This is a genomic window from Micromonospora sp. HUAS YX12 (assembly GCF_040215685.1).
Classification (GTDB): domain Bacteria; phylum Actinomycetota; class Actinomycetes; order Mycobacteriales; family Micromonosporaceae; genus Micromonospora; species Micromonospora tulbaghiae.
The window spans coordinates 2,121,498-2,145,253 of the sequence record NZ_CP157974.1 but is presented as its reverse complement, the minus strand read 5'-3'; the positions used below and the strand labels follow the sequence as shown (position 1 = coordinate 2,145,253).

Genomic DNA, 23,756 nt, shown 5'->3' with positions numbered 1-23,756 from the left:
GAGCACCACCCGCCGCGGTTCAGGCGATGACGCGGACCCGCTCGGCCTGCGGGCCCTTCTGCCCCTGCGCGATCTCGAACTCGACCCGCTGACCGTCGTCGAGCGCCTTGTAGCCGTCCATCTCGATCGCGGAGAAGTGGACGAAGACGTCCTGCCCGCCGTCGACGGCGATGAAGCCGTAGCCCTTTTCGGCGTTGAACCACTTCACGGTGCCCTGTGCCACGGTGCACTTCCTCACTCTGCGCGGCGTTCCAACACCCGGAAGCCGGCGGACCGGCACCGGTGGCTCACCGATTCAGCGATCGGTGACGCTGAATTCAGTGACCGAAATCGCACGCTACACGAGGCGTGACGACGGCGCACGACCACAAATCGGGCATATTCCGGGGCGTACCCGGGCCTGTCGCACACCCGCGGCGGGCCGTCCGGTATGCATGCGGCATGACCAGCGCGACCACCACGACCACCGTCCGCCGGGTCCGGCCGACCGACGCCGCCCGGATGCGGGCGCTCCGGCTGGAGATGCTGGCCGACTCCCCGCTGGCCTTCCTGGAGACGGTGGCCGAGGCCGCCGCCCGGCCGCACGCGGAGTTCGCGGCCCGGGTCGCGGCCGTCTCCCGGGGCGACCACACCGCGCAGTTCGTGGCCGACCCGGGCGGCCGTCTGGTCGGCCACGCCGGCGGCACCGCGGCGCCGGACGAGCCGGGTCTGACGCTCGTCTACGCGGTCTACGTGACGCCGGCCCGGCGGGGCAGCGGCCTGCTGGCGGCGCTCGTCGACGAGGTGGCGGCCTGGTCGCGCGCCTGCGGACGGCCCGGCCTGATGATGGAGGTGGTGGTCGGCAACGACCGCGCCTACCGGGCCTATCAGAAGCTGGGCTTCGTGGACACCGGGGTACGGGTGCCGCACCCCCGGATCACCGGCCTGCACGAACTCCAGATGCGCCGGCCCGCCTGAGCCGGCGCGGCGTTAACAAGGGGCCCCTCCTCTACCGGAGGCGTTAAGAAGGGGCCCCTCCTTTCAGACGTGCCGGCGGCTCTGCACGATGCGGAACCGGTTGGCGACGTACGCGCCGTCGGTCAGCGCCGAGTTGGCCGCCGCGTTCGCGCCCGAGCCGTGGAAGTCGGAGAACGCCGCCGACTGGTTGACGAACACCCCGCCGGTCAGGTTGCAGGACAGGTGCACCCCGGCGTCGATCGCCGCCGCCTCGGCCGCGTCCAGCACCGCCTCGTCGGTGGAGTAGACGCCAGCGGTCAGCGCACCCTTCTCCCCCACCGTCTCGCGCAGGATGCGCAGGCTGTGCTCGGTGGAGTCGGTGGCGATGGCGAACGAGATCGGCCCGAACCACTCCCGCGAGTAGGTCGCGGTGTCGGACGCGTCCAGCTTCACCACAGTCGGCGTACGCACCACCGCGCCGGGGAAGGACGGGTGCTCGACGGTGCGCGACTCCAGCACCGGCTCGCCGACCTTGGTGACCTCCTCCAGCCGCTCCAGCACGCCGTCGTTGACGATCGCGCCGGTCAGCTCGACGCCCCGGGCCGGGTCGGCGGTCAGCTTGGCGACCGCGCCGGCGATCCCGGCGGCCACCTCGTCGAAGCTCTTGTGCCCCTGGTCGGTTTCGATACCGTCGCGCGGGATCAGCAGGTTCTGCGAGGTGGTGCACATCTGGCCGCTGTACAGCGTCAGCGTGAAGCCCAGGTTGCGGCAGAGCCCGGCGAAGTCGTCGGTGGAGTCGATCACCACCGTGTTCAGGCCGGCCTTCTCGGTGTAGACGGCGGCCTGCCGGGCGTTCGCCTCCAGCCAGTCGCCGTACTCGGTGGAGCCGGTGAAGTCGACGATCTTGACGGCCGGGTGCAGGGCCAGCGTGGTGGCGAGCTTCTCGCCGTCGGTCTCGGGGGCGAGCTGCACCAGGTTCGGGTCGAAGCCGGCCTCGGCGAGCACCTGGCGGGCGTACCTGACGGTGATCGCCAGCGGCAGCACCGCGCGCGGGTGCGGCTTCACCACCACCGGGTTGCCGGTGGCGAGCGAGGCGAACAGACCGGGGTACGAGTTCCAGGTCGGGAACGTGTTGCAGCCGATGACCAGCGCGACCCCGCGCGGCACCACGTGGAACGTCTTGGTCATCCGCAGCGGGTCGCCCTTGCCGGCGGCCTTCTCCCAGCCGGCCGTCCCCGGGTGGCGGGTCATCTCCGCGTACGCGTAGGCGACCGCCTCCAGCGCCCGGTCCAGCGCGTGCGCGCCACCGGCCTGGAACGCCATCACGAACGCCTGGCCGCTGGTGAACTGCACCGCGTTCGCCAGCTCGAACACGTTGCGGTGCAGCCGGTCCAGGACCTCCAGGCAGACACCGGCCCGGGCCTGCGGGCCCGCGTCGCGCCAGGCGGGCAGCGCGGCGTTCGCGGCGGACACCAGCTGGTCGGCGCCCGCGTGCGGGTAGCGCACGTCCAGCGCCACCCCGAACGGGCTGACCTCGGTGGCCACCGTGGTGCCGTCACCGGCCTGGTCGAGCGGGAAGTCCTCGCCCAGGTACGCCTCGAAGGCGGCCTTCCCGTCGGCGGCGGCGGTCTCGCCGTACACCCGGGGGCTGGGCGACTCGGGGTAGGCCGACCAGTACCCGCGCTCCGCGATGGCGGTCAGCGCCCGGTCGAGGGTCTCGCGGTGCCTGTCGTACAGGGGGTGCGGGGTCTCCGTCATGCCCGCCATCATGCAACAGGAAGGCACCAGATCAGTAGGGGCGTGTCACAACTCAGATCGTCAACTGCCAGTCGACGGAACCGGCGGCGGGGCGGAAGCCGAGCTGTTCGTTGATCCCGATCATGTGGCGGTTCGCCGCCGCGTTCCAGGTGTCGACGACCCGCAACGCCGGTTCGTGCGCCAGCGCGTACGCCAGGTTTCCGGCCTTGCAGAGCAGGCCGAGCCGGTGGCCGCGGTGGTCGGGGTCGACGATGGTGATCTCCTGCCAGGCGTGGTCGGTGCTGCCCGCGTCCAGGCCGAGCTGGGTCCAGCCGACCAGGCGGCCGGACGCCTCGTGCACCACGCCGGTGTTGTACCGGCGTACGCCCCGGGCATCAAGCGCCCGCTCCGCGTCCCGCATTCGCGCCGCGTCCATCTGCTCCGGCTCCCAGTCCAGCTCACCCATCGGCGCGTCGACCAGCAGCCGGCCCTGGAGGTAGGCGACGTCCGCGACGTACTCCTCGGGGGTGTGGTCGCGCCACCGCACCGGCCGGTATCCGGTCGCCGCGGCGCGGGCCCCGGCCAGCAGCGCGGACAGCCGGTCGCGGTCGAGCCCGGTCACGTCGAGGCGGCGGCGGACGTCGGCCAGCGCCGGTTCGGCGCCCATGGCGGCGGCGAACGCGGCGCCGGGGAAGACCCGGTCCTCCTCGCCGGGCAGCGCGGCGGTGGTCGAGCCGACAAGGCGTTTTCCGCCGTGCTCGCGGAGCAGCCGCACGCCGTGCTCGTGCAGCACGCGGCCGATGCCGCGCCGCCGGTACGCCGGGTCGACTGTCAGTTCGACGGTCGCGTTCTCGGTGTTGTCGATCGTGTGCAGGTAGAGCCGCAGCCAGCCGACCGGCGACCCGCCGAGGCGGGCCACCAGCCAGCGCGTGTCGATGCCGGGCATCGGATGCGACAGCGGCGCCTCGAACCGCCGCCTGCAGGGGTCGGGCAGGTCCGGCTCGTCGACGGCCTGCGCGGCGCACGCGATCCGGTAGACCGCGTCGAGCGTCTGCCGGTCGGCCGGGTCCAGGGGCGTCACGGTGAGCGTCATGCCACCAAGGGTGTGCCGGACACAGCGAAGGGGCCAGCGATTTTCCGCCGGCCCCTTCGGACGTTGGTCGGGAGGGACGTCCGCACAACGCCTCCGGCGTTGGGTCGCAAGAACTTGAAAAGTCTCCGGCGGATGCCCTCCCGCACGAAGCATCTTGCGCCGTCCGGTTCCTGCCGTCAAGTCCTTGAGGGCGGTTTTCTGGCACTCACCGCACATCACCGGTTACCCACCGGTCTCACCCGATCCCCCACCCGGGCGAGCCCCACCTCCCCCACCCGGCCAGCCCACCCGGCCCGCCCGCCGCCACAGCGGTGATCAAGGAGTTTGCGTCCCGAGACGGCCCGGCCGGTGACACTTTCTCCTTGATCACCGCACCGGCGGCGGCGGGAGAGCGGGGCGGTCAGGCCAGGAGGCCGGCGTCGCGGGCGGCGCGGAGGCTGGGCTTGATGCGGTGGGTGGGACCGACCTGGGCGGCCACCGCGTCGAGCGTCTTCAGACCCTCGCCGGTGTTGAACACCACGGTCTCGGCGGCCGGGTCGAGCCGGCCCGACTCGACCAGCTTGCGCAGCACCGCGACCGTCACGCCGCCCGCCGTCTCGGCGAACACCCCGGTGGTACGGGCGAGCAGCCGGATGCCCGCCCGGATCTCGTCGTCGTCGGCGTAGTCCATCCAGCCGCCGGTACGGCGCACCGCCTCCAGCGCGTACAGCCCGGCCGCCGGGTCGCCGATGTTCAGCGACTTGGCGATGCCGGCCGGCTTGACCGGCACGATCGTGTCGGTGTCGCCGTGCAGCGCGGTGGCGATCGGGTTGCAGCCGGCCGACTGCGCGCCGAACACCTTCCAGCCGCCGGCCGGCGCCTCGACCAGCCCGATCTCGACCAGCTCGGCGAACGCCTTGTCGATCTTGGTGAGCAGCTCGCCGCTGGCCATCGGGATGACCACCTGGGCCGGGATCCGCCAGCCGAGCTGCTCGGCCACCTCGTAGCCGAGCGTCTTGGAGCCCTCCGCGTAGTAGGGCCGCACGTTCACGTTGACGAACGCGGTGTCCTCGAACTCGTCGGTCTCCACCAGCTCGCCGCAGAGCCGGTTCACGTCGTCGTACGAGCCGTCGATGGCGACCAGGTCGCCGCCGTAGACCGCGGTGGTGACGACCTTGCCCTGCTCCAGGTCGCCGGGGATGAAGACGATCGACGGCACGCCGGCCCGGGCCGCGTGCGCGGCGACGGAGTTGGCGAGGTTGCCGGTGGAGGCGCAGGCGTACCGGGCGAAGCCGAGCGCCCGGGCCGCGGTGAGCGCCACCGAGACGACCCGGTCCTTGAAGGAGTGGGTGGGGTTCGCGCTGTCGTCCTTGACCCAGAGCGGCGCGGTGAGCCCCAGCTCGGCCGCGAGGTGCGGGGCGGCGACGAGCGGGGTCAGCCCCGGGTCGAGCGTGACCCGGGTCGCCGGATCCTGGCCGGCCGGCAGCAGCGCCGCGTACCGCCAGATGTTGTCCGGACCGGCCTCGATCTGCTCGCGGGTGACGGTGGCCAGCGCAGCGGTGTCGTAGTCGACCTCCAGCGGCCCGAAACACTCGTAACAGGCGTGCTGCGCGGCGAGCGGGTACCGCGCCGAACAGGCACGGCAGACCAGGGCGCGGGCCGGGCTGAGGGTGGTGTCGATACCGGTGGCGACGGGAAGCGTCGACGTCATGTCGAGGATTTCCTCTCATCTTTCCCCGCATCGCCGGGTGCGGCGGGGACGGAATTGGCACCTGCCCGCTGTCGCTCGTCATCGAGCGTGCGGGTGGTTGCCGGGGCGTCGTCGGGCCGTATCCCTCAGCCCCTCTGGATGAGGTATTCAGTTGTGCCGCCGAGTCTAGGCGCTGCTCACGGCCACGCCACCTCGGGATCCCACGCTGTGGGCCGGATCAGCGTCCGACCACCGCGCGGCGGAGTGGCATGATCGCCGGATGCGGAGACCGGCGCGCCTGATCGGCGCCCTCACCGGCGTGACGCTGATGGCCGCCTGCGCCCCGGCGCAGGGGCCCGCGGACGGGAGGCTGCCCGACCGGCCACCCACGGGCATCGACCCGCTGACCACGGTTCCGCCGCGGCCCGGTGCCCCCACGGCCGACCCGGCACCCGCCGCCACCTGCTCCCCGGAGGGCATCGCGATCACCGAGCTGGGGGTGAGCGCCGCGATGGGGCTGCGGGCCATGGGCCTGGACCTGGTCAACTGCGGCGACCGGCCGTACGAGCTGCGCGGCTATCCGGCGGTCACGCTCCGGGACGCCGACGGCGACCCGATCGAGGTGCGGATCATCCCGGGCGCCGCGCCGATCACCTCCGGCTTCGACCACCCGCCCACCCGGATCGTGCTGGCCCCCGGCGAGCGGGCGGGCGCGGCGCTGATCTGGCGGAACCTGGTCACCGACGCGACAGTGGTGGCCACCGACGGCACAGAACTCGACGTCGCGCCGGTGGCCGGCCGGCCGGCGTACCCGGTCGCCCTGGACGGGCCGATCGACCTCGGCAACACCGGCCGGCTGGGCGTCAGTGCGTGGGAGCGCCGGAAGCCCGGCCCGGCCGGCACGCCCACGCCGGCCGCCCCACCGCCGCCCACGACTCCGCCGGTCAATCCGCTGTAGGACCAGAGCCCGGCACGGGAGCGCCCGACCGGGATCTGGTTCGGCGGCGAACGCTCAGACCGGGACGGAAGCCGGCGCGACGGCGGGCTCGGTCACGGTGGACCGGCGGCGGGACAGCAGCGCGTCGAGCGCCCAGTTTCCCGGGCCTAGCACCGCGACCAGCAGGAACGACCAGCAGAAGAGCGCGGCCAGTTCGCCGCCGTTCTGCAGCGGCATCAGGTGGTCCGGCTGGTGCACCACGAAGTACGCGTACGCCATCGAGCCGGAGGCGAGCAGCGCGGCCGGCCGGGTGAACAGGCCGACGAGCACCAGCGCGCCGCACACGAGCTGGATCAGCGCCGCCCACCAGCCGGGCCAGGTGGCGAACGGCACGGCCCCGCCGGTGACCGGATTGCCGCCGAAGACGCCGAAGATCGAGGCGGCACCATGGCAGAGGAAGAGCACGCCGGTGACGATGCGGAACAGGGACAGCACAGGGTCTTTCAGCTGAGCCGGGATCATAGGGAACCTCCTGGTACGGGTGCCGGACGCCGTCCAGGATGGGGGGACTATCGATCGATGTTAATCGATTTCTTTGCAGGCGGGACAATCCTGTGGGAACGCTCCCATGATATGGGCCGGACCACTCGCGTGGCGACCCCGTCCGGTCACCTCAGCTCGTGACGTCCTTGCGGGTGAAGCGCCAGAAGGCCAGACCCCAGAACAGCGTGGCGTAGACGACCGCCGAGAAGGCGCCCTTGACCACGTCGTCGGTCTGCATCGGTGTCGACAGCAACCCCAGCCAGGCGCTGCTGTAGTGGGTCGGCAGCAGGTTCCGCAGCCCGCCCAGCGCGGTGATCTGGTCCAGGATGCTGGACAGGATCCACAGCAGCACCGCCCCGCCGACCGCGCCGAGCGCGGCATCGGTGGTCACCGACAGCAGGAACGCCAGCCCGGCCACCACCAGCAGCACGACCGCGAGATAGCCGAGCACGCCGAGCAGCCGCAGCAACCCGTCGGCCGGGGCCAGTTCGGCCGAGACCTGGCTGCTCAGCGGCTTCCAGCCGTACCGGAGCGTGCCGGCGAGCAGCGCGGTGCCGGCCAGCAACAGCAGGGCCAGCCCGGAGTACGCGAGCGCGACGACCAGCTTCACCGCGAGCAGCCGGGCCCGGGGCACCGGCACGGCGAGCAGGTAGCGCAGGCTGCCCCAGCTCGCCTCGCTCGCCACCGTGTCGCCGCAGAACAGCGCCACCACCACGACCAGCAGGAACGACGCGGACACCAGGATCGAGAACAGGGTGAAGTTGAGCCCGCCCGAGGTGGCCAGGTCGGCCAGGCTGGAGAACTCGCCCCGCCCGCCGTCGTCGTCGTCCCCGGCGTCGAACTGGAACGCCACCAGGATGATCAGCGGCAGCAGCACCATGAACCCCAGCGCGAGCTGGGTACGCCTCCGCGACGCCTGCCGCCGGACCTCCGCGGCGAACGGGAGCGTGGCCGAGGGCCGGTAACCGGCCGCCGCCCCGCCCGCGCCCGGCGCCGCCGTGCCGGACGTGCCGCCACCAGGCGACGATGCCACCGACGAACCCGCCATCACCGGTCCCCGCTTCCCCGAGAGTTCTCGCCCACCAGGGCGAGGAACGCGTCCTCCAGGCGGCGCCGGGGCACCACCCGGTCCACCCCGATACCGGCGCGGACCAGTTCGGCCACCACCTCGCTGCGGGCGGTGCCGTTGGTGTCGACCACCAGCCCGCCGTCGCCGTCGGGCAGCACCCGTACGCCGCCGAGCCGGCCGAGCACCGTACGCGCCGCGTCCGGGTCGCTCACGTCGAACAGCACGCTCGGCGACTCGCCGACGATCTCCTCCACCGGGCCGGACGCCACGATCCGGCCCTTGTTCACCACCACCGCGTGCGTGCAGGTCTGCTCCACCTCGGCCAGCAGGTGGCTGGAGACCAGCACCGCCCGGCCGTCGGTGGCGTAGCGCTGGAGCACCCGGCGCATCTCGGCGATCTGCGGCGGGTCCAGCCCGTCCGTCGGCTCGTCCAGCACCAGCAGCTCGGGCAGGCCGAGCATGGCCTGGGCGATGGCCAGCCGCTGCCGCATGCCGTGGCTGTACTTCTTCGTCCGGCGGTGCACCGAGTCGCCCAGGCCGGCGATCTCCAGCGCCTCGTCGAAGTGCGCGTCCTCCCACGGCCGGCCGGTGGCACGCCAGTACGCCTTGAGGTTGTCCAGACCGGACAGGTGCGGCAGGAAGCCCGGCCCCTCGACCAGCGCGCCGATCCGGGACAGCACCGGCGAGCCCGGCACCAGCCGGTGACCGAAGACGTAGATCTCACCGGCGGTGGGCTGGGTCAGCCCCATCAGCACCCGCAGCGTGGTGGTCTTGCCCGCACCGTTCGGCCCGAGCAGGCCGACCACCTGACCGGGGTGCACCTCGAAGTCCACGTCGGAGACCGCGACGAAGCCGTCCGCGTACTCCTTGCGCAGGTTGCGCACGGCGAGCGGGACGCCCGCGTACTCCGGGTGCACGGAGTCGTCCTGGCGACGGTGCCGGCGGCGGGTGAGCAGCACGACCACGACGAGCCCGGCCACGATCGCGGCGAGCAGGCCGGCCAGCGCCCAGCGCCAGATCGTGGCGGTGGTCGGGATCGGCGTGGCATCGACGGTGGGCAGCGTCAGCGGCCCGTCCGCGAGCGCCACGGTGTGCACGGCCGGTTCCGCGGGCGAGGCGTACGCCTGGTCCGACGTCGCCACCACGAGCCGCAGCCGGTGCCCGGCCTCGACCCGCCGGACGATCCCCGGCAGCGTCACGGTGACCGGCGTCGCCGCGTCGACGGTGGCCGGCAGGCCGGTCAGGCGCACCGGCGCGACCAGGCCGGACGGCAGCGTGGCCGCACCCTGCGGGTCGACGTCGTAGAGCTTCACGAACAGCACCGCCTCGCCGGTCGGTGAGGCGGCCCGGATCCGCACGGTGGGCGCGCCCACCACGTCGACCGGCTCGTCCAGCGGCGCCGACTCGAAGCGGGCGTGCTGGCCGGGGATGTCACCGGCGACGCCGTCCAGCAGCGAGCCGAGCGCGCCCGCGAACGGCACCGAGGAGATCGCCGCCGGGTTGCCGTTCGGCGGTACGGCGACCGGCTGGGGCGGACCGGCGAGCTTCACCTCGCGGCGGTCCTGCCCGGTCAGCCCCGGATAGTCGGCGGTACGGAAGCCGGTCGCCACCAGGCCACGGTCGAGCGCGTCGAACCCGGCGATCCGGGAGAACGTGAACGTGTCGCCGGGGGCCGCCCCGTCCCCCTTGACGTAGTGGTCGAGCCACTGAGCGGTCAGGAACTTCACCCGGTCGGAGTCGGAGGTGGGTCCGGAGCCGCCGTCGTGGCCGCCGGTGAACCAGGCGACCCGTACCGGCGTGCCGGCCGCGGCGATACCGCGGGCGTTGGCGTCCGCCTCGGCCAGCGGGAAGAGCGTGTCCGCCTCGCCCTGCACCAGCAGCGTCGGCGACTTGATCCGGTCCAGCACGCCGGCCGGCGACGACCGGCGCAGCAGCTCGACCGCCGCCGCGTCGGCCCGGCCGGTGGTGGCGATGCGCAGGTACGCAGCGCAGACGTCGGCCGCGAAGCGCCCGCAGGACGGGTCGGCGGCGCCGGCCGGTGCGCGACCGGAACCGGTGCCCGGCCCGGCGCCCGGCTGCGGGCTCGGCGGGCCGGCGGACTCGGGTGCGCCCTCCGGCGCGGCGGCGGTGGCCCCGGAGAGACCGGCCGGACCGGATCCGGCGTTCCCGCCGCCACCGAAGAAGATGCCGGCCCAGCCCTTCTTGAACACGCCGTCGGCAGGCTGCCGGCCGCTGCTCTCCGGCAGGAAGGCCCGGGACAGGTCGTTCCAGGTGATCATCGGGACGATCGCGTCGATCCGCTGGTCCTGCGCGGCCAGCAGCAGGGCCAGGCCGCCGCCGTACGAGCCGCCGACCACACCGACCCGGGGATCACCGGCCGCGTCGAGGCGGATGTCCGGCCGCTGCGCGAGCCGGTCGAGCAGCCGCTGCGCGTCCCGCACCTCGTAGTCGGGGTCGTCCAGGTGGATCTGACCGCCGCTGCGCCCGAACCCGCGGGCGGTCCAGGTGAGCACCGCGTACCCGCGGGCGACCAGGTCCTCGGCGTCGGAGCGGACCGACTCCTTGGTCCCGCCGAAGCCGTGCGCCAGCAGCACCGCCGGCACCCGGTTGGACGAGGATGCGTCCTCCGGCAGGTAGAGCGTGGTGTCCAGGTCGACCGGCTCGTCGCCGGAGGGCCCGGAGCGCACCGTCACCAACGCCGGCTCGGTCCGGAAGCCCGCGCCCTGCGGCCGGGCCACCCAGACCAGCGCGGCGGCGACGAGGACGACCACCACCACTGCGGCGACGGTGCGGCGCGGACGGCCGGCCAGGGCGCGCCGGAGCCGCGCGGCGGTTGATCTCATGCGCCACACGGTACGGGCCGACGGCTGAGCATTCGCTGAGATCCGCCGTACGTCTGTCCGGTTGCACCGATCGTCGCGTAGCGTCCGTCATCCGCCAAAGGTCCAGAGCATCCCAGCGGGACGTATTCGGATCATGTGAATTCACATCTACGGGCGCAAACCATCGTCGATGTCATTTCTCGGCAACACGATCACACGCTACGTACCATTCGCCCTGACGCACGGTCACCCAAAATGGACTGACGTGAAGCCGACTCATCGGCCGAGGTCCCACCCGCGTCCGGTTCGGCTACTTTTCCGGTCCGGTGCACGGGACTGCGTACGGCGACCTCCCGGGGCACCGATCGCCCCGCCGTCGCCGGAGGAGACACACCATGACAGTCCCCGCGTCGCGGGTTCGCCGGCGGCCCGCCGTACCGGGCCGCACGCTCGCCCTGGTGCTGGCGCTGGCGCTGCTGGCCCCGCTCGGGCTGATCTTCGTCCAGGCCGAACGCGACTTCGCCGACGACCACGACCTGGCGAGCCGGGAACGGCTCGGCGTCCGCTACCTGCGCGCCCTCGGGCCGGTCACCGACGCGCTGGTGGAGGCCCAGGCCATCGCCGTCGCCGAAGGGGCCGTCTCCCGGGCCTCGCTCGCCGCCGCCATCGAGGGCGTCGCGGAGGTGGACAGCGCCGTCGGCGACGAGCTGCGCACCCACGAACGCTGGGCCGGGCTGCGGGCCAAGCTGGAGTCGCTGCCGGACCGCGCGATCGGTGACCCCGAGGCGGCGTACCGGGCCTACGGCGAGGCGTCCGACCTGCTCCTGGCCCTCTACCGCAAGGTACGGGAGAGCTCCGGGCTGATCCGCGACCCCCGCTCCGACTCGTTCTTCCTCCAGGACGGCATCGGCGGGGACCTGCCCACCGCGACGGTGCTGGCCGGGCGGCTCGTCGACCTGGCCCGGTTGTCCGCCAAGCGCCCCGCCGCCGAGCGCGCGCGGGCGGGCGCGGAGCTGGCCGAGCTGCGCGTCTCCGCGCTCGGTCCCGCCACCGACCTGGTCGCCGACCTGCGCTCGGCGGTCGACAGCTCGGAGAGCACCGACCTGGGCGCCAACGTGCTCACGCCGCTGGACACCTACCAGCGCTCACTGGAGACGTTCGCTGTCTACTCGGCGCCCGGCGGTGGCCGGTCCGCCCCGAGCACCGACCAGCTCACCCGCTCCGGGATCAGCGCGCAGAACGCCGCCAAGCAGCTCCGCACCGTCATCCTCGACCAGCTCGACGCGCTGCTGCGGGAACGGCTCGACGCCCTGGAGCGGGACCGGCTGCTGGGCCGGATCGCCGCCGGGGCGGCGGTGGCGCTGATCGCCGGCATCGTCGCGCTGCACGTCGCAGCGCTGCGCCGGGACCGGTCCCGGGCCACCCCGGCACGCCGGGAACCGGCCGAGGCCGCACCGGCGCCGGCTGTCCACCCGGACCCACCGCTCACCGCGCCCGGGGCCGACCGCCAGCCGGTCGCGGTGGGGCACGGTGACGACGCCGACCGGTGGAGGCCGTTCGATGCTGCTCGGTAGGTTACGTATCCGGGGCAAGCTCGCCCTGCTGGTGATCATTCCGCTGCTCAGCATGGTCGGGCTCGCCGTACCGGTCGTCATCGACCGGGTGACCGCCGCCCGGCAGGCCGCCGGCACCGCCGAGACCGTGCGCGTGGCCAGCCGGGTCGGCAGCCTGGTCCAGGATCTCCAGCAGGAACGCCTGCTCTCGGTCGGGCTGCTGCTCGGGCGGGTGAGCCGTACCGAGCTGATCCAGAAGTCGGCCACCGTCGACGACCGGGTCGCCGACCTGCGCGCCGAGCGGCTGCCGACGGCGGTCCGCGACAGCCTCGACGGGGTACGCCGGCTGGAGGACGTCCGCAACGCCACGCTCGCCGGCCGGGCCACTCCGCAGCAGATCCTGACCGTGTTCGGCGAGGTCGACACCGCCCTGATCGACGCGTTGCGGCTGCCCTTCCGGGTGGACACCGACACCGCCGCCGGACGGCAGGTGCTCGCCCTGGACGCGCTGCTGCGCGTCGACGAGGCCCTGAGCTCGTGCACCACCCAGATCGTGCTGGTCAAGGCGACGGGCGATCCGCAGGTGTCCCGGGCGTTCGTGGCGTGCATGGCGGCGCTCAACGTCGACAACCGGCGGTTCCGCAAGCTGATCACGCCCGAGCAGCTGAAGGTGGCCCAGCTGGACGACGCGGCGGTGGCCGCCCGGACCAGCCCGACGTTCCTGGTGGACAGCCTCCGCGACCCGGACGCGGCGATCGCGCCGGTGCCGCTGGACGTGCTGTTCCCCTCGGCCCGGTCGATGATCACGCTGGGCCAGTTCGTGGAGAAGAAGGTCGTCGCGGACGTCATCGCGGAGACCCGCGCCCGGGAACGGGAGGCCCTGACCGCGGCCTGGCTGGTCAGCCTGGCGGCGGCGGCGATCCTGCTCGTCGTGGTGCTGCTGAGCATGACGGTGGCGCGTACGGTGGCCCGGCCGCTGAGCCGGCTCACCCGCTCGGCCGAACGGGTCGCCCGGGTCACCGAGGCCGAGCTGACCCGCGTCGCCGACGACGAGTCCGAGACCGTCCCCCCGGTACGCCTCGACCCGGTGGAGATCAGTGCCCGGGACGAGATCGGCGATCTGGCCCGCGCGTTCGACCGGGTGCAGCACACCGCCGCCCGGCTCGTCGAGCGGCAGGTCGCCGGGCGGCGCAACGTGGCGCAGATGTTCGGCCACGTCGGCCGCCGTACGCAGAACCTCGTCGGCCGCCAGATCGCGCTCATCGACCGGCTGGAACGGCAGGAGACCGACCCGGGCCGCCTGGAGCACCTCTACCGGCTGGACCACATCTCCAGCCGGTTGCGCCGCAACGCGGGCAGCCTGGTGGTGCTCTCCGGCGCCACCGGCTCGGACGGTCACGTGGCGCCGGTCCCGCTGGCCGACGTGGTCCGGCTCGCGCTCGGTGAGATCGAGGACTACACCCGCGTCGACGTGGAGGTTCCGCCCGGCGTGGCGGCGTCCCCCGCCATCGCCGGCGACCTGGTGCTGACGCTCGCCGAGCTGATGGAGAACGCCACCTCGTTCTCGCCGCCGCACACCCGGGTGGTGGTGACCGGTGAGCTGACCGACGGCGGAGCCCGGCTGGTCGTGGTCGACCACGGCATCGGCCTGACCGAGGACCGGATGGTCGAGGAGAACGCCCGGTTCACCCGGCGGGAACGCCTCGACCTCGCCCCGACCGAGGTGCTCGGCCTGTTCGTGGTCGGCCGGCTGGCCCGCCGGCACGGCTGGAGCGTCCGGCTGAGCCACACCCCCGGTGGCGGCGTCACCGCCGCCCTGGAGATCCCGGGCGCCTCGCTCGTGATCCGCCGTCCCGAGCCGGTCGGCGTCAGCGCCGGCCGGGCCGCGGTGCCCGGCGCCCGTGAGCCGGAGCCACCGGCCGTCGAGGCGCCGGCCGGCTTCGACGCGGAGTTGCTGACCCGGGCCACGCGCAGCATGTCCAGCGGCGACCCGTGGAACGCCTTCGGCAGCCAGGCCGACACCACGGAGGCGGACGAGGACGCTGGTCCGGCCACCGGCGGTCCGCCGCCGGTCTGGCCGCCGTCGGCCGTACCGCCGGCGCGTCCCGGGCACGTCTCCCCGCCGACACCGGTCGTCGGCCCGGCCCCGGCCGCTCCCCCGGCCGCCGGGCCGGCGACCGGCCCGACCCTGACGCCGCCGACCACCCGCCCGGCCCCGGCGCCGCCGCCCGCCGGTCCGGCCACCGCCCCGCAGCACCGCCCGGCAGTGAAGCCACAACACAGTCCGGGGCTCACGCCGCAGCACGGGCCGGGGCTCGTGCCGCCGCCCGGTGGCACTCGCCCGCCGGCGCCGGCCGGGCCGCCCCCGGCCGTGCCCGCGCCGACCGGGCCGAACCCGGTCGGGCCGCCCGCCGGGCGGCCCGGTAGCCGGTCGCCGATCCGGCAGCGGGTGCCCGGCGCCAACCTGCCGGCCGCCCCACCGGCCGGCCCGGCCGGGCCGGCCACCGGCGGGCCGCTGATCGGCGTTCCGGCGGACCCGTCGAGCGTCCGGGCCCTGGTCGAGGCGTTCCAGGACGGGGTACGGCGGGCCGAGGGCGACGTCGACCACGCGCCCCCGGCTGCGGATCGGCCCCGGCTCAACCGCCGGGTGCCCGGCGCGAACCTGTCCGTCTCCCCGGCGCCGTCCGTGCCCCCCACCAGTTCCGACCCCGGCGACCCCGTCGAGGTCCGCAACCGGATCAGCGAGTTCGAGGCGGGCGTCGCCCGTGCTCTGCGCGAAGTCAGTACCGACCGCCGCTACGAAGAGGACCCATCACGGTGACCAGCCCCTTCCTCCACGAGAACGTCGAACAGAGCACCACCGGCGACCTCAGTGCCGAGGCACGCACCTTCAACTGGCTGCTCGACTCCTTCACCTCCAGCACCGCCGGGGTGATGGAGGCGATCGCGGTCTCCTCGGACGGGCTGCTGATGGCCATGTCCGCGATCAAGGACCGGTCCAACGCGGAACGGCTGGCCGCCGTGGTCTCCGGCATGACCAGTCTCGCCGGGGGCGCGGCGAGCTGGTACGCGCTCGGCGCGCTCAACCGGGTGATCGTCGACATGGCCGAGGGCTACCTGCTGATCAGCGCGATCAGCAGCGGCTCGGTGCTCGGCGTCGTCGCCGACCGCACGGCCAACCTGGGCACCGTGGCGTACGAGATGACGCTGTTCGCCGGACGAGCCGGCGGCGCCCTGAGCCCGCGCCTGATCGCCGAGCTGAAGAACGCCGTACAGCAATGATCCCAGGGGCCGCCGGCGCGGACCCGGAGCCGGAACCCGGCGTCCGGATCCGCCCCTTCCTGCACGCGTCCGCTCCGGTGCCGGAGCCGGACGCGGGCGACGGGGAGCCGACCGGCCCACGCCCCTTCGTGCTGACCTCCGGACGGGTGGACGGCGACCCGGCGATCGGCCTGGAGACCCAGGTCACCGCTCGTCCGGGCAGCACCTCGTGGGCGGTGACCGCCCGGTTGGCCCCGGAGCTGGCGGCGATCGTCGCGATCTGCGCCGAGCCCGTCTCGGTGGCCGAGATCTCCGCCCGGACCCGGATGCACTTCGGGGTGACCCGGGTGCTGGTCGGCGACCTCTGCGCCGCCGGCCATCTCGACGTGCACGTCGCGGACGTCGACGACGCCCTCGATCCCGACATCATCCTGCGAGTGATTGATGGACTTCGTGCGATCTCCTGAATGGCCGGCGGCCGCCACGGGCGGGCCGGCCGCCAACAGCGCCCCGAGCCGCTACGGCGGCCCGGCGCCACTGATCGGCCGGGCCACGCCGCCCCCGCCCACGCCGCCGCTGCCGTACCTGCCGCCGGGTGTGCCGCCGGCCGAACCGGCACCGATCGTCAGCCGGGTGCCGGCGCCCCGGCCGCCGATCCCGGTGAAGATCCTCATCGCCGGTGGGTTCGGTGTCGGCAAGACCACCACTGTCGGCGCGATCTCCGAGATCGCGCCGCTGACCACCGAGGCGGAGATGACCACCGCCGGCATCGGCATCGACGACCCGGGCGGGGTCGCCGGCAAGACCACCACCACTGTCGCCATGGACTTCGGCTGCGTGACAATCGACCGCAGCCTGAAGCTCTACCTCTTCGGTACGCCCGGACAGGCGCGCTTCGGGTTCATGTGGGACGACCTGGCCCGGGGCGCGCTCGGCGCGCTCGTGGTGGTGGACAGCGCCCGGCTCGACGACTGCTACCCGGCGATCGACTTCTTCGAGCGGTCCGGGCTGCCGTTCGCGGTGGGCGTCAACGCCTTCGACGGCCGGCTGGCCCTGGACCTGCCGTCGATCCGCTGGGCGCTGGCGATCGGGGAGCACGTGCCGCTGGTGCAGTTCGACGCCCGGGACCGCCTCTCGGTACGGGACGCCCTGCTCGTCGTCCTGGACCGCGCGCTGGACCGGGCCACCCGATTCCGGGCAGGCTGAACTGGCAGTCGTTTCGATCCGTTGTCTGGCGAAGGGGGTGGACGCCATGAGAGGTGATCTGGACGAGACACTGGCCCGGATGGCGCGGCGCGAGGAGGCGCTGCGCCGCCGGGCGCCGATGCCCGGCGAACCGGCCGGGACGCCCGAGCGGGACGTACCCGTGGAGACCGCGGGCGAGCCGGGCGACGGGCGGGCGGGGCACGGCGCGTACCGGCTGCGCGGTGGCGAGGCGCCGGTGCGGCGTGACCCGGTCGAGGAGGTCGCCGAGGCGGTCCGGCGGGTGGTGGCCGAGCACCCCGGGCTGGCCGTCACGCTGCGCGTGGAACTGGGCGAGCAGGCGTACCCGCTGCGGGTCTCCTGGTCCGGCACGGCGGTGACGGTGGGCCCGGCGACGCCGCCCGCGCCGCCGCCGGCGTGGCCCATGTCGGTGAAGACGGTGCCCGCGCCCGGCCACGACCCGCTGGAGTCCGACCCGGCGGCCCGGCTGGCCGAGATGATCCGGCGCGACCCCTCGCTGCTGGACGACCCGGGCCCGCGCTGACCCGGCACCCGATGATCGGTGCGGCTACTGTCGGCGAGTGGCCGAACCCGACCTGACCCTGACCGCGACGCTGCGGCCGGCCGCGCTCGACGCCCGCCGCGGCGTGGTGCGCCTGCATCCCGAGGTGCTCACCGCGCTGGCGCTGCGCCCCGGCGACCCGGTACGCCTGACCGGCCGCCGGGTCACCGCCGGCATCGCGGCCGCCGCCGAGCCGAGCACCAGCGGCGCCCTGCTGCACGCCGACGACCTGCTGCTGGGCAACCTCGGCCTGCGGGCCGGCGGCCAGGTCACGGTGAGCCCGCTGCCCGCGACCCCGGCACGCCGGCTCACCCTCTCCGGCCCGGCCGCGGTGGTCGCCGCGGTCCCTCCGGAGATGCTGCGGCTGGCGCTGCTGGGCAAGGTGGTCACCGCCGGGGACGACGTCTCGCTGCTGCCGCAGGACGTGTTGCCGGACGCCGCCGTGCGCGGCCTGATCGAGGCCGCGCGGCGCAGTCTGGCCAGTTCCGTCGGGTACGCCTGGACGAGCACGCTGCTCACCGTCGTGTCGGCCGAACCGGCGGTCGGCGCGCTCGTCACCATGGACACGGTCGTGGGCTGGGAGCACGGCGCCGCCACCCGCGGCTCCGGCCCGGCGTCCTCGGCCCCCACCGCGCGGGTCTCCGCCCCCGCCACCCCGGTCGGGACGGAAGCCGACGGGGACCTGCTCGGCCCGGAGGACGCGCCCGACGTGGACGAGCTGCCCGGTCTGCGCGCCCAGGCCGAGGAGCTGACCGAACTGCTGGACCTGGGTTTCCACCACCGCGAGGTGCTGGGCCGGCTCGGCACCACCGTCTCGCTCGGTGTGCTGGTGGAGGGTCCGGCCGGCTCGGGCAAGTCCGCGCTGGTACGTGCCGTCGCCGCCCGGGTCGGCGCGGGCGTCCGGCCGCTGTGGGCGCCCGAGCTGGCCGCGCTCAGCAATGACGCGGCGGCCCGCCGGCTGCGCGAGGCGGCCTCGGCGGTACGCGCCGGTGGTCCCGCCGTGCTGCTGGTCACCGACGTGGAGTCGATCGCCCCGGCCGACGAGCCGGGCCCGCTGGCTACCGTGTTCCGGCAGGTGGTGGCCGAGACGCTACGGGCCGGCGCCGCTGTGGTGTGCACCAGCGGACGCCCCGAGGCGGTCGACCCGGCGCTGCGCGGTCCGGATCTGCTCGCGCTGCGGATCACCGTGCCGCTGCCCGACGCGGCGCTGCGCCGGGAGCAGTTGACGGTGCTGACCCGTGAGGTGCCGCTGGCCGGTGACGTCCGGCTGGACGAGGTGGCCGCCCGTACCCCCGGATTCGTCGCGGCGGACCTGGCGGCGCTGGTACGCGAGGCCGGGGTACGCGCGGCGCTGCGGCAGAAGAAGGCGGAGACGCCGACCGTGGCGATGGCCGACTTCACCGCCGCGCTGGAGGTGGTCCGGCCGACCACGATGTCCGCGTCCACGCTGGAGCTGGCGTCGGTGACGCTCGACGACGTGGGCGGGCTGCACGAGGTCAAGCAGACGCTCACCGAGTCGGTGCTCTGGCCGCTCACCTATCCGGACACGTTCGCCCGGCTGGGCGTGACACCGCCGCGCGGGGTGCTGCTCTACGGTCCGCCCGGCTGCGGCAAGACCTATCTGGTGACCGCGCTGGCCGGTTCCGGGCGGGCGAACGTGCTGTCGGTGAAGGGCGCGGAGCTGCTCTCGAAGTGGGTGGGTGAGAGCGAGCGGGCGGTCCGGGAGCTGTTCCGCCGCGCCCGCCAGGCCGCGCCCACGCTCGTGTTCCTGGACGAGGTGGACGCGCTGGCCCCGGTACGCGGACAGGCCACCGACGGCGGTACCACCGACCGAGTGGTGGCGGCGCTGCTGACCGAACTGGACGGGGTGGAGGCGCTGCGCAACGTGGTGGTGGTCGGCGCGACCAACCGGCCCGAACTGGTCGACCCGGCGCTGCTGCGTCCCGGCCGGCTGGAACGGCTGGTCTACGTGCCGCCGCCGGACGGCCCGGCCCGTACGGAGATCCTCCGCGCGTCCGCCCGGGACGTCCCGCTCGCGCCGGACGTGGACCTCGACGCGCTCGGCGCCGAGCTGGACGGCTTCTCCGCCGCCGACTGCGCCGCGCTGATCCGGGAGGCGGCGCTCGCAGCCATGCGGGAGTCGCTGAACGCGAGCACCGTGACCGCCGCGCACGTCGAGGCGGCCCGGACCCGCGTCCGCCCCTCCCTGGACCCGGTGCAGCTCGCGCACCTGGAGTCGTACGCCGCCGGCCGGTCCTGACCGCTCAGCTCTCGCCGCGGCGGCCAGCCGGCGCCCAACCCGGCGGCCGGCCGGCGCTCGACCCGCCGGCCGCCGGTCCGGTCAGCTCTCGTCGCGGCGGCGGGCGGCCGGTCGGCGGGGACGCTCCGGCGCCGGCGCGACCGGCTCGTCGGCGTACTCGTCGTCGTCGAAGTCGTTGCCCTCGTCGTAGGCGGCGTACTCGTCATCGGCCGGCCCGGCGTCTCCCCGCTCCTCCCGGAGCGCGGTCTCGTGGTCCTTGACGACCTGGGAGTCCTCGATCTCGCCGCGCCAGCCCTCGACCGCGTCCGGGTCGAGCACGGTCCGGGTCATCACGTGCCGCACGAAGTGCTTCAGCTCCAGCCGGACCCGGCGGCCCTGGGCGCGCCACAGGTTGCCGGTGTGCTCGAAGAAGCCCTGCGGGTGGTACTCCAGCACGACCAGGATCCGGGTCAGCTCCGGGGCGACCTCGTGGAAGCTGACGGTGCCGTCGACCGAGCCCTTCTCGCCCTTCGACCGCCAGTGGATGAGCCGGTCCGGGATCTGCCGGACGATCGTCGACTCCCAGGTCCGGTGCGACCAGAGCACCTGTGCCTTCCAGGTCATCTTCTCGTCGGCGTCGCAGTCGGCCTGCTCGACCTTCTTCATGAAGCTGGGGAAGTCGCCGAACGTCGTCCACTGGTTGTAGGCGACCCGGACCGGCACGCCGACCTCGATGGTCTCGACGATGTTGGTGACCTTGAGCGTCTTGCCGCCGTCCCGGCCACCCTTGCGACCGAACGCCGCCATCAGCTTCTCCTTACCGCCGGCCACGCCGGCATGGAACATGGCCTTCACCGGGGAGGCTCCGCCGGCGAGCCGTTGCGCGCCGGTGGCGGCGGCGACCAGGCCCGGGCCGCCGCCCTGCTTCGCGTACTCGCTCAGCCGCCCGGTGGCGTCGGTGACCCGGTCGGTGACCACCTGCACGGCCCGCTCACCGAGCGCGGCGGCGAGGTTGCGCAGCTCGCCGCCGATCTGGTCGCGGGCCCGGTCGGCCAGGCTGCTCGTCGCCACGGCTCACCGCCCCCGATCGGCTCGGGCCGGCACCGGCGCGCCGGGCTGGTCGTCCAGCTCCTGCTCCTCGTCGGGCGCGGAACGTTCGGCGTCGGGCGCGGAACGCTCGGCGTCCGGCCGGCCCGCGCCGCTCTTGCGGCGCAACGCGCCGGCGCCCTCACGCAGCCGTCCGCCGATCGCGTCGATGCCGTTGCCGGCGGCGGCGGTCGCCGCCGCCCGCCCGGCCGCCACCAGCGGCGGGCCCAGCCCACCGAGGTTGCGCAGCTGCGGGTTCACGGCCATCAGGTCCGTGCCGAGCTGCTTCAGGCCGCCCGGGCGCCGGCTGGCCCGCCCGGCGGCGACCGCCGCGGCGAGCGTCAGCGCAATACGCAACTTCTTCCGGCGACCCAGCAGATAGCCGAAACCGACTGCCAACGCCACCCGTGATCCGTTCTTCAGCCGCTCCCCTTCGCGCTCCCCGGGAGGCGGACATCGCGTCCCCGGAGAGGCGGGCAGTACCCGTCACCCCATCGGCAAAACATTTCCGCAGGAGCGCGAAACCACCCACGAAGGCGGCATTGAGCAGGAGAAACGTAAATGGGGAGCGAGGCAGCTCAGCGGATCGGCAGGGCGGAATCCAGGCACATCCGGGCGTGCAGTATTCCGTCTTCCTCACGCAATTCCGCGCCGCACTTGCGCAGCACCGAGATCGCCCCCGCGTTGTCCGGCGTGGTGTTCGCGACCACCGTGTGCATTCCGGCCGCGGCGGCGGCGTTCAGCAACTGCCGCAGCGCCGCGGCGCCCAGGCCCCGGCCCCGCGCCGACCGGCCGAGCCACATGCCGGTCTCCACCGTTCCCGGCTCGTCCCGGCGGGTCATCCGCACCATGCCGACCACCTCACCGCCGGAGACGATCGCGTACATGGCCGTGCCGGTCGGGCCGTTCAGCCCGCCGAGGCTGGCGCGGTGGAACTCGCGGAACGCGTCGCGGCGGGCCAGCGACCAGCCCGCCGGGGCGTCCACCGGAGGCATGACGTCCTCCGGCTCCGCCTCAGCCGCCGCTACGGAGAGCAACGGTTCCAGGTTCCGTTCGTCCACCGGCTCCAGCCGTACAGCACCCGTCACGTCGCGCAGTCTGCCGCGCGTGGTCCGGGTCGTCCACCCCTTTGGGGAGGGATTGCCGCTATGGCCGACCGCCTCGTCCGGTCGTACCCCCGGGGTGTTCCCGCCTCACGCTGCGTTGTCATCCGACCGGTCCTTCCGGCGTGAGCGTGGTCACGCCGACGGGTCGAACTCGCAGAGGATCGCCGAGGCGTCGTCGGTGCGCTTGTGCCGCCGCAGCCGGTCCGGGTGGTCCCGCTCGGCCGCGCGGACCCGGTCGATCAGCCCCTCCGGGCCCTCCACCGCCAGCACCTCCAGCAGCCCGGCCCAGTCGAGCAGGCCGAACTGGTCGACCGCGCAGGAGGCGCCGTCGCTGAGCAGCGCGGCCCGGCGCAGCGCCCCCGGACCGCGCAGCGGAAGCGTCCCGGTCAGCGCGTGGTACGCCGCGTCCGGGTCGCTCGCCGCCGCCCAATAGCCGTGGGTACGGTTCATCCGGGCCCGCTGCACTGTCGTCGCGCGCCGGAACCGGGTCACCGGGTCGGTCTCGCCGTCCGGCAGCGCCGCGGCGCTGCGGCGCAGGTCCGCCACCGCGTCGGCCAGCCGGTCGTCGGTGACCACCTCGATCCCGCGGTCGGTGTCGAGCACCAGCGGGCTGTCGCAGAGCACCAGGTAGTCCACCCGGTCGCCGCTGTGCCGCAGCAGGCAGACGGTGGACGACGGGGTGCCGGGATGGTCGAGGTCGCACGTCCCGCCGTGGTCGGCCCGCACGGCGAGGATCGCCGCCGCGAGGCTGCTCATCAGCGTGGCGGCGGGGCGGGCCGCGATCGCCAGGCCGATCCGGGCGGCCAGGTGCCGGACGTACCAGGCGGGACCGTGCGCGCAGCCGGTGTCGAAGCCCTCGGGCACCGTCGCGCCGTCGAGGACGCCCACGAGCGGGCCGAACCGGAAGACCACGTCCTCGTTCTCCAGCCGCCCGGGCGCCGGGTCGGAGGCGGAGCGCACCCGCATCACCGGCGCCTCCGCGGCCGGGCGGGCCGGCCTGCTGCCGATCGCGTACCGGCGGTCTGGTGCCCCCATCGTCGGCCTCCGTTCGTCGTCGCCGGCCGCCTACCCGGACCGCGCCCGGTCATCCGCCGCCGGCCCGATCCAGGTAACCGTGCGTCATCCCCTCCGGGCTTTCGGTAGCGTCGGACGCGACCAGGTCGGTCCCGGTGACAGGGGGTTCGAGATGTTGGAGCGGTTGCACGAAAGCGGCATCCGGGCGGAGCACGCCTACCTCGCCGGGTTCGTCAGCATCGGCCTCTCGGCCACCAGCTGGTTCCTCTCCAAGCACATGGAGCGCGCCGGGGTGGCGCGTGCGGACCGCTGGGGCATCTTCATCGGCGAGTGGGCGCCGACGTTCTTCGCCATCGGCAACGGGCTGCGCACGTACGAGAAGTGACGCCGGTCAGCGGCGCCGGTTACGGGTACGCGACGAGCGCAGGCGGCGCAGCCGGCCGATCAGCACCGGCTCGGCGGCGAGCGCGGCCGGCTGGTCGAGCAGTGCGTTGAGCAGCTGGTAGTAGCGGGTCGCGGAGAGCCCGAACGTGTCACGGATGGCTTGCTCCTTGGCGCCGGCGTGCTTCCACCACTGCGCCTCGAACGCGAGGATCCGCCGCTCCCGCTCGGTGAGGCCGTCGCCCGCATCGGACGGCGCCGGCGCGGATGCCGTATCACCGGACGGTGCGGCGCCGTCGAGGGACGTGCCGTCGTCGGCGGGCGCGAACCGGTCCGGGGGCGTGGACTCGACCGGGGGCGTGGACTCGACGGGGGGCGCGGTGCGTGGCGGGGGGACGGCACCCGCGTGGCGCGTACCCGCTGTCGGCCCCGACGGGTCGGGCCGGTCGACGGCGGCCCACTGCGAGGCGTCGGCGGACATGGCGCTCCTCTCCGACGGCGGGTGACCGGCGCGCGGAACGCGCCGGCCGGGGGAGCCCCAGCGT

General features: G+C 74.2%; 22 protein-coding genes and 1 riboswitch. Of the genes, 10 read left to right on the top strand and 12 right to left on the bottom strand.

Features of this window, described 5'->3' with window-relative positions; genetic code table 11:
- Positions 1–19: 19 nt before the first annotated feature.
- Positions 20–223, bottom strand: coding sequence for a cold-shock protein (locus ABIH81_RS10510; protein WP_013288855.1), 204 nt, complete (start codon positions 221–223; stop codon positions 20–22).
- Positions 224–441: 218 nt separating this feature from the next.
- Here ABIH81_RS10510 and ABIH81_RS10505 point away from each other — a divergent pair, with 218 nt between their 5' ends.
- Positions 442–957: a GNAT family N-acetyltransferase gene (locus ABIH81_RS10505; protein ID WP_349880108.1), complete on the top strand. Its 516-nt coding sequence runs from the start codon at positions 442–444 to the stop codon at positions 955–957.
- 63 nt (positions 958–1,020) lie between these two features.
- On the opposite strand, the gene paaN is transcribed toward ABIH81_RS10505, so the two are convergent.
- The 3 genes from paaN to thrC form a co-directional block, all read right to left on the bottom strand.
- A complete protein-coding gene (gene paaN / locus ABIH81_RS10500) occupies positions 1,021–2,694 on the bottom strand; it encodes a phenylacetic acid degradation protein PaaN (protein ID WP_349880107.1) in 1,674 nt (557 codons plus the stop codon).
- A 52-nt stretch (positions 2,695–2,746) separates the two neighbouring features.
- A complete protein-coding gene (locus ABIH81_RS10495; RefSeq protein WP_349880106.1) occupies positions 2,747–3,766 on the bottom strand; it encodes a GNAT family N-acetyltransferase in 1,020 nt (339 codons plus the stop codon).
- Between the two features lie 400 nt (positions 3,767–4,166).
- The gene (gene thrC / locus ABIH81_RS10490; RefSeq protein ID WP_349880105.1) at positions 4,167–5,456 is read right to left on the bottom strand and encodes a threonine synthase; all 1,290 of its coding nucleotides are present in this window, start codon (positions 5,454–5,456) and stop codon (positions 4,167–4,169) included.
- A 12-nt stretch (positions 5,457–5,468) separates the two neighbouring features.
- A riboswitch (SAM riboswitch) is annotated at positions 5,469–5,601 on the bottom strand.
- Between the two features lie 114 nt (positions 5,602–5,715).
- Here thrC and ABIH81_RS10485 point away from each other — a divergent pair.
- A complete protein-coding gene (locus ABIH81_RS10485; protein ID WP_349880104.1) occupies positions 5,716–6,393 on the top strand; it encodes a DUF4232 domain-containing protein in 678 nt (225 codons plus the stop codon).
- A gap of 54 nt (positions 6,394–6,447) precedes the next feature.
- Here ABIH81_RS10485 and ABIH81_RS10480 read toward each other — a convergent pair whose 3' ends face one another.
- From ABIH81_RS10480 to ABIH81_RS10470, 3 genes are all read right to left on the bottom strand, one after another.
- Entirely contained in the window at positions 6,448–6,894 is a 447-nt protein-coding gene (locus tag ABIH81_RS10480; protein WP_349880103.1) for a DoxX family protein, read from the bottom strand.
- A gap of 151 nt (positions 6,895–7,045) precedes the next feature.
- Complete coding sequence (locus ABIH81_RS10475) at positions 7,046–7,963, bottom strand: ABC transporter permease subunit (RefSeq protein WP_349880102.1); 918 nt, start codon at positions 7,961–7,963, stop codon at positions 7,046–7,048.
- A complete protein-coding gene (locus ABIH81_RS10470) occupies positions 7,963–10,827 on the bottom strand; it encodes an alpha/beta fold hydrolase (RefSeq protein WP_349880101.1) in 2,865 nt (954 codons plus the stop codon). The genes ABIH81_RS10475 and ABIH81_RS10470 overlap by 1 nt, the downstream gene beginning before the upstream one ends.
- A gap of 374 nt (positions 10,828–11,201) precedes the next feature.
- On the opposite strand from ABIH81_RS10470, the gene ABIH81_RS10465 reads away from it, so the two are divergent.
- The 7 genes from ABIH81_RS10465 to ABIH81_RS10435 are packed head-to-tail and all read left to right on the top strand — an operon-like array spanning position 11,202 to position 19,645.
- Complete coding sequence (locus tag ABIH81_RS10465) at positions 11,202–12,380, top strand: hypothetical protein (RefSeq protein WP_349880100.1); 1,179 nt, start codon at positions 11,202–11,204, stop codon at positions 12,378–12,380.
- Positions 12,367–15,180, top strand: a complete 2,814-nt coding sequence (locus tag ABIH81_RS10460) for a nitrate- and nitrite sensing domain-containing protein (RefSeq protein WP_349880099.1) — start codon at positions 12,367–12,369, stop codon at positions 15,178–15,180. The genes ABIH81_RS10465 and ABIH81_RS10460 overlap by 14 nt, the downstream gene beginning before the upstream one ends.
- A complete protein-coding gene (locus ABIH81_RS10455; RefSeq protein WP_349880098.1) occupies positions 15,177–15,641 on the top strand; it encodes a roadblock/LC7 domain-containing protein in 465 nt (154 codons plus the stop codon). The genes ABIH81_RS10460 and ABIH81_RS10455 overlap by 4 nt, the downstream gene beginning before the upstream one ends.
- Positions 15,638–16,087 carry a DUF742 domain-containing protein gene (locus tag ABIH81_RS10450; RefSeq protein WP_349880097.1) on the top strand — a complete coding sequence of 150 codons (450 nt, stop codon included), beginning with the start codon at positions 15,638–15,640 and terminating at the stop codon, positions 16,085–16,087. The genes ABIH81_RS10455 and ABIH81_RS10450 overlap by 4 nt, the downstream gene beginning before the upstream one ends.
- Positions 16,065–16,826, top strand: a complete 762-nt coding sequence (locus ABIH81_RS10445) for an ATP/GTP-binding protein (RefSeq protein ID WP_349880096.1) — start codon at positions 16,065–16,067, stop codon at positions 16,824–16,826. The genes ABIH81_RS10450 and ABIH81_RS10445 overlap by 23 nt, the downstream gene beginning before the upstream one ends.
- 46 nt (positions 16,827–16,872) lie before the next feature.
- Positions 16,873–17,367, top strand: a complete 495-nt coding sequence (locus ABIH81_RS10440) for a hypothetical protein (RefSeq protein ID WP_349880095.1) — start codon at positions 16,873–16,875, stop codon at positions 17,365–17,367.
- A 37-nt stretch (positions 17,368–17,404) separates the two neighbouring features.
- Positions 17,405–19,645: an AAA family ATPase gene (locus ABIH81_RS10435; protein WP_349880094.1), complete on the top strand. Its 2,241-nt coding sequence runs from the start codon at positions 17,405–17,407 to the stop codon at positions 19,643–19,645.
- Positions 19,646–19,726: 81 nt separating this feature from the next.
- Here ABIH81_RS10435 and ABIH81_RS10430 read toward each other — a convergent pair whose 3' ends face one another.
- The 4 genes from ABIH81_RS10430 to ABIH81_RS10415 form a co-directional block, all read right to left on the bottom strand.
- Entirely contained in the window at positions 19,727–20,695 is a 969-nt protein-coding gene (locus ABIH81_RS10430) for an SRPBCC family protein (RefSeq protein ID WP_349880093.1), read from the bottom strand.
- Positions 20,696–20,698: 3 nt separating this feature from the next.
- Entirely contained in the window at positions 20,699–21,115 is a 417-nt protein-coding gene (locus tag ABIH81_RS10425) for a hypothetical protein (RefSeq protein ID WP_349880092.1), read from the bottom strand.
- Positions 21,116–21,288: 173 nt separating this feature from the next.
- Positions 21,289–21,798 carry a GNAT family N-acetyltransferase gene (locus ABIH81_RS10420; RefSeq protein ID WP_349880091.1) on the bottom strand — a complete coding sequence of 170 codons (510 nt, stop codon included), beginning with the start codon at positions 21,796–21,798 and terminating at the stop codon, positions 21,289–21,291.
- A gap of 150 nt (positions 21,799–21,948) precedes the next feature.
- Positions 21,949–22,851, bottom strand: a complete 903-nt coding sequence (locus ABIH81_RS10415) for a hypothetical protein (RefSeq protein WP_349880090.1) — start codon at positions 22,849–22,851, stop codon at positions 21,949–21,951.
- A 151-nt stretch (positions 22,852–23,002) separates the two neighbouring features.
- Here ABIH81_RS10415 and ABIH81_RS10410 point away from each other — a divergent pair, with 151 nt between their 5' ends.
- On the top strand, positions 23,003–23,215 hold the full coding sequence (locus ABIH81_RS10410) for a hypothetical protein (protein ID WP_349880089.1): 213 nt from the start codon (positions 23,003–23,005) through the stop codon (positions 23,213–23,215).
- Positions 23,216–23,221: 6 nt separating this feature from the next.
- Here the strand turns inward: ABIH81_RS10410 and ABIH81_RS10405 are convergent, their stop codons facing one another.
- Positions 23,222–23,692, bottom strand: coding sequence for a DUF3263 domain-containing protein (locus ABIH81_RS10405; RefSeq protein ID WP_349880088.1), 471 nt, complete (start codon positions 23,690–23,692; stop codon positions 23,222–23,224).
- Positions 23,693–23,756 lie beyond the last annotated feature (64 nt).

Coding starts and splice junctions, on each gene's coding strand:
- thrC (WP_349880105.1), bottom strand. CDS start 5,456: ATGACGTCGACGCTTCCCGTCGCCACCGGTATCGACACCACCCTCAGC.
- ABIH81_RS10440 (WP_349880095.1), top strand. CDS start 16,873: ATGAGAGGTGATCTGGACGAGACACTGGCCCGGATGGCGCGGCGCGAG.
- ABIH81_RS10475 (WP_349880102.1), bottom strand. CDS start 7,963: ATGGCGGGTTCGTCGGTGGCATCGTCGCCTGGTGGCGGCACGTCCGGC.
- ABIH81_RS10450 (WP_349880097.1), top strand. CDS start 15,638: ATGATCCCAGGGGCCGCCGGCGCGGACCCGGAGCCGGAACCCGGCGTC.
- ABIH81_RS10460 (WP_349880099.1), top strand. CDS start 12,367: ATGCTGCTCGGTAGGTTACGTATCCGGGGCAAGCTCGCCCTGCTGGTG.
- ABIH81_RS10470 (WP_349880101.1), bottom strand. CDS start 10,827: ATGAGATCAACCGCCGCGCGGCTCCGGCGCGCCCTGGCCGGCCGTCCG.
- ABIH81_RS10415 (WP_349880090.1), bottom strand. CDS start 22,851: ATGGGGGCACCAGACCGCCGGTACGCGATCGGCAGCAGGCCGGCCCGC.
- ABIH81_RS10410 (WP_349880089.1), top strand. CDS start 23,003: ATGTTGGAGCGGTTGCACGAAAGCGGCATCCGGGCGGAGCACGCCTAC.
- paaN (WP_349880107.1), bottom strand. CDS start 2,694: ATGACGGAGACCCCGCACCCCCTGTACGACAGGCACCGCGAGACCCTC.
- ABIH81_RS10505 (WP_349880108.1), top strand. CDS start 442: ATGACCAGCGCGACCACCACGACCACCGTCCGCCGGGTCCGGCCGACC.
- ABIH81_RS10480 (WP_349880103.1), bottom strand. CDS start 6,894: ATGATCCCGGCTCAGCTGAAAGACCCTGTGCTGTCCCTGTTCCGCATC.
- ABIH81_RS10445 (WP_349880096.1), top strand. CDS start 16,065: ATGGACTTCGTGCGATCTCCTGAATGGCCGGCGGCCGCCACGGGCGGG.
- ABIH81_RS10405 (WP_349880088.1), bottom strand. CDS start 23,692: ATGTCCGCCGACGCCTCGCAGTGGGCCGCCGTCGACCGGCCCGACCCG.
- ABIH81_RS10465 (WP_349880100.1), top strand. CDS start 11,202: ATGACAGTCCCCGCGTCGCGGGTTCGCCGGCGGCCCGCCGTACCGGGC.
- ABIH81_RS10485 (WP_349880104.1), top strand. CDS start 5,716: ATGCGGAGACCGGCGCGCCTGATCGGCGCCCTCACCGGCGTGACGCTG.
- ABIH81_RS10495 (WP_349880106.1), bottom strand. CDS start 3,766: ATGACGCTCACCGTGACGCCCCTGGACCCGGCCGACCGGCAGACGCTC.